Source organism: Cellulomonas hominis (assembly GCF_005239125.1).
Lineage (GTDB): Bacteria > Actinomycetota > Actinomycetes > Actinomycetales > Cellulomonadaceae > Cellulomonas > Cellulomonas hominis_A.
In genome coordinates this window covers 1-1,631 of the sequence record NZ_SZYE01000329.1, presented here as the reverse complement: position 1 = coordinate 1,631, position 1,631 = coordinate 1, and the positions used below count along the sequence as shown (strand labels likewise).

Here is a 1,631-nt window from a genome sequence, read left to right as displayed (position 1 = left end):
GCCGGGCTGGTGTCCGCGACCGCCGTCGCCGCGGTGCGCTGGGTCGCGACCCGGGCGGAGCGGCGGGGCCAGGACGTCGCGGGCGTGCTCGTCGTCGCCGTCGCCGTGGTGGCCGGGCTGGCGCTCGCGGTGCTGCTGGCCGGGCTGCCCGGGGTCGTGGCGGCCGCCGTGCTGCTGGGGCTGACGCCCGTCGCCCTGCGCGCCCTGCCCGTCCTCGCGCTGTCCGTGCCCGACGAGCAGCTCGTCGACCTCGCGCACGTCGCCCGCACCGCGCCGTCCGTCCGCGGGCCCCGGCCGCGGGGCCTGGGCCGGGTCAACGAGCGGCAGGTCGTCCGCACCGTCGACTCCGCCGAGCGCCGCACGGACGCCGGCGTGCTGCTGGTCTGCGCCGTCCCGCCCGTGCTGGTGCCCGTCGTGCTCGCCGCCGCGCTGGGCGACCCGCAGCGGGCGACGCTGCGCGGCTGGGCCGCCGTCGCGCTCGTCGCCGCCCTCGTCGCCGTGCTCTCCCTGCAGCCGCGCGCGGCCCGCGGGCCGGTCGCCCGGTGGGCGCCTCGGGTGGCGGCCGCGCTCGTGCTGGTCGAGCTCGCTGCGCTCGCCGGGCCGCGGCTCGGCGCCGACGCCGTGCCGGTGGCCGCCGCGTGCCTGGTGGCCGGACTGGCCGCGGCCGCGATCGGGGTCGCGCTCGGCCGCGGGTGGCAGTCGGTGGTGGCGTCGCGGTTCGCGGACGCGGTCGAGGGCCTGGGCGTCGTGCTGGCGCTGCCGGCGGCGCTCGTGGCGGCCGACCTGATCGAGACCCTGCGGCGGGTGACGTCGTGAGGCGACCGGATCCGGGCGGTGACCGCGGCCCGGCCCGCGTGGGCCGCGGCGGTGCGGTGCAGGCGCGGGGGAGCAGGACGACAGCGACGACGGGGGAGCCGACGTGGACCAGACGATGAGCGCGATCCCGGTCGGCACCGTCGCCGTCCGCACCTGCGCGAGCTGCCACCGGCCGCTGGCCCCCGACGCCCGGTTCTGCACCGCCTGCGGCGCCCCGGCCCAGCCCGACGCCACCGTCACGGTCGTCGAGGGCGCCCAGGGCCGGGCCCGCGCCGACGCCCGACCGCGCGAGCCCCGCCCCGCCGTGCTGCATCCCGCGTTCGGCGACGCCACCCCCGCGCGGCCGGCCCGCCGCGTGCTGGCCTACGCGGTCGACGCCGTCGCCGTCGGCGCCGTCGCGGGCGGGCTGCTCGCCTGGACCGGCTCCTGGCTGCTGGCGGCGCTGGTCGTCGTCGAGCTCGCCGTCGGCCTGCTGGTCTGGGAGGCGCACACCGGCCGGACGCTCGGCAACACCGTCCTCGGGCTGCGCACCGCGCGCGAGGAGACGCCGTACTCGGTCGGCCCGGCGCGCGCGTTCCTGCGCGGGCTGGTGCTCGCCGCCGGCCACGCCGCCGCGGGCCTGGGGCAGTGGGTGGTCGTCGCGTCCGGGGCGTTCGACAAGACGGGGCGGGCGCAGGCGTGGCACGACCGCGTGGGGCGGGCCGTCGTCGTGGACGTGCGGGCGCACGAGCGGGCCGTGGAGGAGGCCGCCGACGCCGCCGAGCGCGCGGGGACCGTGGCGGTGGGGGCGGCGCCGCGCGCGGCCGCGCAGGTCG

2 protein-coding genes are annotated in these 1,631 nt (G+C 81.4%); both read left to right on the top strand.

Annotation, left to right across the window (positions count from 1 at the left end):
- Positions 1 to 816 (top strand): hypothetical protein (locus FA014_RS20390; protein WP_230323454.1); only part of this gene is annotated, 816 nt, incomplete at its 5' end.
- A 115-nt stretch (positions 817 to 931) separates the two neighbouring features.
- Positions 932 to 1,631 (top strand): zinc ribbon domain-containing protein (locus tag FA014_RS19390; RefSeq protein WP_154731235.1); only part of this gene is annotated, 700 nt, incomplete at its 3' end.